The organism is Uliginosibacterium paludis, from assembly GCF_039631355.1.
GTDB lineage: Bacteria > Pseudomonadota > Gammaproteobacteria > Burkholderiales > Rhodocyclaceae > Uliginosibacterium > Uliginosibacterium paludis.
The window spans coordinates 319,118-325,157 of sequence record NZ_JBDIVF010000004.1 but is presented as its reverse complement, the minus strand read 5'-3'; the positions used below and the strand labels follow the sequence as shown (position 1 = coordinate 325,157).

5 protein-coding genes are annotated in these 6,040 nt (G+C 64.1%); all 5 read left to right on the top strand.

The genetic code is table 11. The features are described 5' to 3' along the window. The first annotated feature begins 324 nt into the window (after positions 1–324). From ABDB87_RS13515 to ABDB87_RS13495, 5 genes are read left to right on the top strand one after another with little or no spacing between them, the layout of a single operon-like run. The gene (locus ABDB87_RS13515) at positions 325–1,470 is read left to right on the top strand and encodes a methyl-accepting chemotaxis protein (protein ID WP_345927875.1); all 1,146 of its coding nucleotides are present in this window, start codon (positions 325–327) and stop codon (positions 1,468–1,470) included. A gap of 35 nt (positions 1,471–1,505) precedes the next feature. Continuing rightward, the gene (locus tag ABDB87_RS13510) at positions 1,506–1,874 is read left to right on the top strand and encodes a response regulator (RefSeq protein WP_345927873.1); all 369 of its coding nucleotides are present in this window, start codon (positions 1,506–1,508) and stop codon (positions 1,872–1,874) included. A 47-nt stretch (positions 1,875–1,921) separates the two neighbouring features. After that, positions 1,922–2,239 (top strand): STAS domain-containing protein, encoded by a 318-nt coding sequence (locus tag ABDB87_RS13505; RefSeq protein WP_345927871.1) that lies wholly within the window; start codon positions 1,922–1,924, stop codon positions 2,237–2,239. A gap of 3 nt (positions 2,240–2,242) precedes the next feature. Next, positions 2,243–4,396 (top strand): chemotaxis protein CheA, encoded by a 2,154-nt coding sequence (locus ABDB87_RS13500; RefSeq protein WP_345927869.1) that lies wholly within the window; start codon positions 2,243–2,245, stop codon positions 4,394–4,396. A 23-nt stretch (positions 4,397–4,419) separates the two neighbouring features. Continuing rightward, positions 4,420–6,036, top strand: coding sequence for a methyl-accepting chemotaxis protein (locus ABDB87_RS13495; RefSeq protein ID WP_345927867.1), 1,617 nt, complete (start codon positions 4,420–4,422; stop codon positions 6,034–6,036). Positions 6,037–6,040 lie beyond the last annotated feature (4 nt).

The following is a 6,040-nucleotide window of genomic DNA, read 5'->3' as shown; positions in this document are numbered from 1 at the left end:
CGAGCGCAGATCCCCTCGTGCCGTACGCATGACCAAAACCCACTACCCCATCAAGAAAAATGCCGCTCAGTCTTAACTGAGCGGCATTGCCCGCTTGACGAGGCGTTTTTCATCCTCTTCTCTGCAATGCCCGTAAGGGCATATTCCGTGCAGTTCGCTTTGCTTCCGGCTGTTACGCCTCAAGACAGCACTTGCGCCTGAACCCGGCGGAATGCCGAGGACGGTCTCCCGTTTTCCGGCGTCAGGCGTGCCGTCATGGCCCGGCTCGACGCCTCATCACGGCGCGTGGCGGCTCGAAGGATCCGAACGCGGAGAACGGCAAGGATGGGCAGGCGAACAAGAATCCCGATCCTGCTGGCGGGGGGCGTCAATCTCGTTGTCGTCGCAGCGCTGGCGCAGTCTGTCTGGCTAGGCCTGGCCTGGGGCGTGCTTTGCCTGGCCGCGCTGGGCGTAGTGCTGTTTCTCGCAGACAGAACGCCGCCGGCCAACCCCAACACGCTGCTCGAGCGGGACCCTGCCGAGCCTGCTTTCGGGGAGCGCGCGCGTTTCGAAGACCTCAATGTGCTGATCCTGGAAATCGTGCCCTTGTGGAAACGGCATGTGGCGCTGGCGCAGGACCAGATCAGGCAGGCCATCGAATCCCTTGTCGGCAGCTTTTCGCAGCTGATCGGGATGCTGGCATCGGGGCCTGACGCCGATTCACATGGCGAGGCCAGCGTGATGGGCGCCATACGGCAGGCGGAGCTGAGCCTGCGCGAAATCATCAACACCCTGGACAGTACCCAGAACTGCCGCGAGACGCTGGTGCAGGAGGTGGCAGGCCTGTCGCTGCTTGCCCGGGAACTGTGGTCGATGGCGTCCGAGGTGTCGGCCATTGCCAAGCAGACCAATCTGCTCGCGCTCAATGCCTCCATCGAGGCCGCCCGGGCCGGCGAAAACGGACGCGGCTTTGCAGTGGTGGCCGACCAGGTCGGCGTGCTGTCAAACCGTTCGGGGGAAACCGGGCAGCGCATCCAGAGCACGGTGAGCCGCGTCAGCGAAGCCATCGCAAAGACGCTGGAAATGTCTGAATCTTTCGCAGCCCGGGAAAGCGTGGCGATCGCCTCCTCCCGCAATGCGGCCGAGCAGATCGTGCGCGACTTCAACCAGACGATGCAGAGCCTGACCGACTCGGTCAGGCAGATGAGCGAAGACCGCTCGCATGTGCATCACGAGATCGACAAGGTGATCGTCGAACTGCAGTTCCAGGATCGCGTGCAGCAGATCCTCGATCACGTCATGGCCGACATGGGCCGGATGATCGACGCCTCGATCCGCTCCCGCACCGATCCAGGCAGTCCCTTGCCTGACGTGGATGACTGGCTGGATGCGCTGGCGCGCACCTACACCATGCACGACCAGCGCGTGGTGCATGGCGATACCGCGGCCACTCCGGCCACGCCGGCCGCCAGCGGCGTGATGTTTTTCTGAATCCCCGAACCCCCTGATGACGAGGATGCCATCAAATGAGCAAGACCCTGCTGATCGTGGATGACTCCCTGAGCATGCGCCGGACCCTGGCGATTGCCCTCAATGGCGCCGGCTATGAAGTGGTCGAAGCCGCTGACGGGAAGGAGGGGCTGGCCAGGCTGGACGGACGCAAGTTCAACCTGATCATCTCCGACGTGAACATGCCGAACATGGACGGGATCAGTTTCGTGAAGGCCCTCAAGGCCTTGCCCAGTTACCGCTTCACCCCCGTGATCATGCTGACGACCGAGAGCGACGCGACACGCGTGCAGGCGGGCAAGGAGGCCGGCGTCAAGGCCTGGATCCTCAAGCCCTTCCAGCCGCCTGTGCTGCTTGATGCCGTGGCCAAGCTGGTCGCGCCCTGAACCGAACGCCCCCCGCCTCACGTCTCCACTTCCCAAAGGAGCCTGCGATGAACTGCTTCACGCTGGTGAATGACGAAAGCGATCGCGTGCTGCTCGCCGGCGAGCTCACGATCTATGCCGCCGCCGAACTCAAGCCGCGCCTGCTCGATCAGCTGCACAGGCGCGAGGCGCTCGAGATCGACCTCGCAGGCGTCAGCGAGCTCGATTGCGCAGGCGTGCAGGTCATGCTGATGCTTCAGAACGAAGCGCGTCTGCTGGGGCGCAAGCTCAGCTGGTCCGGGCACAGCGAGGTGGTCAGGCAGCAACTCGGAACCCTCAATCTCGGCCATGCCTTCGATGCGCCGGCCGCGCTGGTGTGGAGCTGAAACATGGACATTTCTTCGGCTCGTGATGTGCTGGTTCAGGAGGCGCGCGAACTGCTCGCCGCGATGGAGTCTGCCCTGCTCGAGATGGAGGCCTCGGGCATCAGCACCGAAGGCGTCAACGCGGTGTTTCGCGCCGCGCACACCATCAAGGGCTCGGCGGGGCTGTTCGGGCTCGACTGGATCGTGGCCTTCACCCATGTCATGGAGAGCGTGCTCGATCGTGTGCGCGCGGGCGAGCTGGGGATGCGGCCGGAGCTCTCCGCCTTGCTGCTGCGCTGTGGTGACTATCTCGGCAGTCTGGTCGATGCCGTCGAGGCGGGCTCCCAGGACACGCTGGCGGATCCCTCCACCCATGAAGCCCTGATCGGTGCCTTGTCCGCCTATCTCGGTGAAGCCCGGGTGCCGGCGCCGGTGGTGGTGGATGCCGAAGGCGAGCGAATCGAGCGTGACGAGGATTCGGTCGCCAGCGATCACTGGCATCTTTCCCTGCGCTTCCGGCCTGATGTACTGCGCGACGGGATGGACCCTTTGTCTTTCATCCACTACCTTGCCGGGCTGGGCGAGATCGTCTATCTGCACACGCTGACTGATGCCATCCCGCCGGTCGCCGAAATGGATCCTGAAACCTGCTACCTAGGTTTCGAGATCGATCTGCGGGCCGACGTCGACAAGCAGACGCTCGAGAACGTATTCGAATTCGTCCGCGAGGGCAGCCAGATCCGCATCCTGCCGCCACGCGCGCGGATCGCCGAATTCATCGCCCTGATCGAGGGGCTGCCCGAATCCGACCAGCGCCTCGGCGAAATCCTGGTGGCCGGCGGCACGCTGACTCGTGCCGAGCTCGATCATGTGCTGGCGCTGCAGCAGGCCGGTGCCGAAGCGAGCGGCGAGGCCGGCGCGCCTCCGCGTCTGGGCGAGCTGCTGATCCAGGAGCGCCTGGTGCAGGCGCCGGTGGTTGCTGCCGCGCTCGTCAAGCAGCGCCAGGGCGAGGAAAAGCGTTCGGCAGAGAGCCGCATCGTGAAGGTGGAGGCCGCCAAGCTCGATCAGCTCATCAGCCTGGTCGGCGAGCTCGTGATCGCCAGTGCGGGCGCACGCATCCTCGCCGAGCGCACCCGGCAGCTGGGGCTGGTGGAGTCGCTTGGTGAAATCGGCCAGCTGGTGAGCCAGATCCGCGACCGCTCGCTGGACCTGCGGATGATCCCGATCGGTGAAGTGTTCCAGCGCTTCCCGCGCGTGGTGCGCGACGTGTCGATGGAACTCGGCAAGAAAATCGAGCTGCAGATTACCGGCGCCGAAACCGAGCTCGACAAATCCATGGTCGAGAAACTCGCCGACCCGCTGACCCATGTGGTGCGCAACGCCATCGATCACGGGATCGAGCCGGTCGCACAGCGCGAGGCCGCGGGCAAACCGCCGGCAGGCCGGGTGCGTCTCCATGCCTATCACGACTCCGGCTGCATCGTCATCGAAGTCAGCGATGACGGCCGGGGTCTCGACGCCCAGCGCATCCGCGCCAAGGCGATCGAGCGCGGCATGATCGCGCCCGACGCCGTGCTCAGTGAGGCCGAGACCTACAAACTCATCTTTGCTGCCGGGTTTTCCACCGCAGAGCAGGTCACCAATCTCTCCGGGCGTGGCGTGGGCATGGACGTGGTCAAGCGCTCCATCGATCAGCTGCGCGGCGAGATCGAACTGGGCAGCAAACCGGGGCAGGGAACCACCCTGCGCATCCGCCTGCCGCTCACCCTGGCCATCATCGACGGCTTCCAGATCGGCGTGGGCACGAGCACCTTTGTCATCCCGCTCGACATGATCGAGGAATGCATCGAGTTCTCGGTGGTGTCCGGGCATGACTACACGAACCTGCGTGGTGAAGTCCTGCCCTTCGTGCGCCTGCGCGAGTTCTTTGAAATTCCGGGCGAAGCCGGCAAGCGCCAGAGCATCGTGATCGTCAAGAACGCCGGCCGCAAATTCGGCCTGGTCGTTGATCGCCTGCTCGGTGAGGCTCAGACCGTGATCCGGCCACTCTCCAAGATCTTCAGTCAGGTCAAGGGGATCAGTGGGTCAAGCATTCTGGGCAGTGGTGAAGTCGCTCTGATCGTTGATGTGCCTTCCCTTGCGCAGCAGGCGGAAGCTTCCCTCAAAACCGCAGTCTGAATCCGTTCGCAAGAGGAGGTCGTATGTCAGTCTTCAAGAGACTCTATCTGCTGGTCGCCATTTCCGCGGCCTGTCTGATCCTGTCGGCCGCACTCGGCTGGTGGCAGATGGGCCGGGTTTTTGAGGCCGCGAATTATTCCAACGTCAATACGGTGCCAAGCCTGATCGATCTGAACGTGGCGACCTCGAACTTTCTGCGTGTGCGCGCTGCGCTCTGGCAGATGTTCTCGGTCAAGGACGAGAAGGCCAGGGCAGGACTGATCAGCCAGATCGCGAGCCTGCGTGCCGCTACGGATGCGGCCGTCAAGAAATACGAGGAAACCGACATTTCCAACGATGAGGACCGCGCTTTGCTGCAGGCCGACAAGGCTGGGCTGTCGGAGTACTGGGCTTTGCTTGACCGCGCCTTGCAGCTGGCTGAGCAAGGCAAGACATCGGAGGCCATCGAGTACATCTTTGCCAATCAGAGCAAGGTCGCAGCGATCATCAAGGCCTTCGACAGCCACAATGATTTCAATGTGAAGCTGGCCGAAGCTTCGGCCAGGGAAGCGCAATCGGTGCGTTCCAGTTCGTCGATGCTGCAGCTCGGGATTTCCGTCCTGGTGACCATCGTCGTGGTGGCGATCGGTCTGGTGATCGTGCAGGGCCTCCGGCGTGTGCTGGGTGGCGAGCCGGCTTATGCCGCCGGCATTGTCAGCCGGATCGCGGAGGGCGATCTGACGGTGCAGGTGGCGACCCGGCCGGGCGACGAATCGAGTCTGCTGTATTCCGTCCGCGGCATGGCTGAAAAGCTCGCGCAGGTGGTCAGCGACGTCAATACCAATGCGCAATCGCTTGCCAGCGCTTCCGAAGAAGTCAGCGCGACGGCGCAGTCGCTCTCGCAGGGCGCCAGCGAGCAGGCGGCGGGGGTCGAGGAAACCAGCGCGTCAATCGAGCAGATGACCGCCTCGATCGGCCAGAACACCGAGAACGCGAAGGTGACCGATTCGATCGCGACCAAGGCGGCGCAGGAAGCCGAGAAGGGCGGCGAGTCGGTGCGCTCCACCGTGGCCGCGATGAAGCAGATCGCCCAGAAGATCAGCATCATCGACGACATCGCCTATCAGACCAATCTGCTCGCGCTCAACGCGGCGATCGAGGCGGCCCGGGCGGGCGAGCATGGCAAGGGCTTTGCCGTGGTGGCTGCCGAGGTGCGCAAGCTGGCCGAACGCAGCCAGGTGGCGGCACAGGAAATCGGCGAAGTGGCGTCCAACAGCGTGGAGCTTGCCGAACAGGCCGGCCGCCTGCTCGACGAGATGGTGCCCAACATCAAGCGCACCTCCGATCTGGTGCAGGAGATCTCGGCGGCGTCGGAAGAGCAGTCGAGCGGCGTCAGCCAGATCAACTCGGCGGTCAGCCAGCTGAGCCAGACCACGCAGCAGAACGCGTCCGCCGCCGAACAGCTCGCCGCGACCGCGGAGGAAATGAGTGGTCAGTCCGAGCAGCTGCAGCAGGTGATGTCCTTCTTCCATCTGGGGGGGAATGCCGAACTGCGCGCCCGGCCCAAGGCGGTGAGCGTGCCGCAGAAACGCGGCCCCGCGCGGGCACGGGTGCTCGCACCCACCGAGGCGCCCGACGAGTCCATGTTCACCAAGTTCTGAGGAG

Coding starts and splice junctions, on each gene's coding strand:
- ABDB87_RS13515 (WP_345927875.1), top strand. CDS start 325: ATGGGCAGGCGAACAAGAATCCCGATCCTGCTGGCGGGGGGCGTCAAT.
- ABDB87_RS13510 (WP_345927873.1), top strand. CDS start 1,506: ATGAGCAAGACCCTGCTGATCGTGGATGACTCCCTGAGCATGCGCCGG.
- ABDB87_RS13505 (WP_345927871.1), top strand. CDS start 1,922: ATGAACTGCTTCACGCTGGTGAATGACGAAAGCGATCGCGTGCTGCTC.
- ABDB87_RS13495 (WP_345927867.1), top strand. CDS start 4,420: ATGTCAGTCTTCAAGAGACTCTATCTGCTGGTCGCCATTTCCGCGGCC.
- ABDB87_RS13500 (WP_345927869.1), top strand. CDS start 2,243: ATGGACATTTCTTCGGCTCGTGATGTGCTGGTTCAGGAGGCGCGCGAA.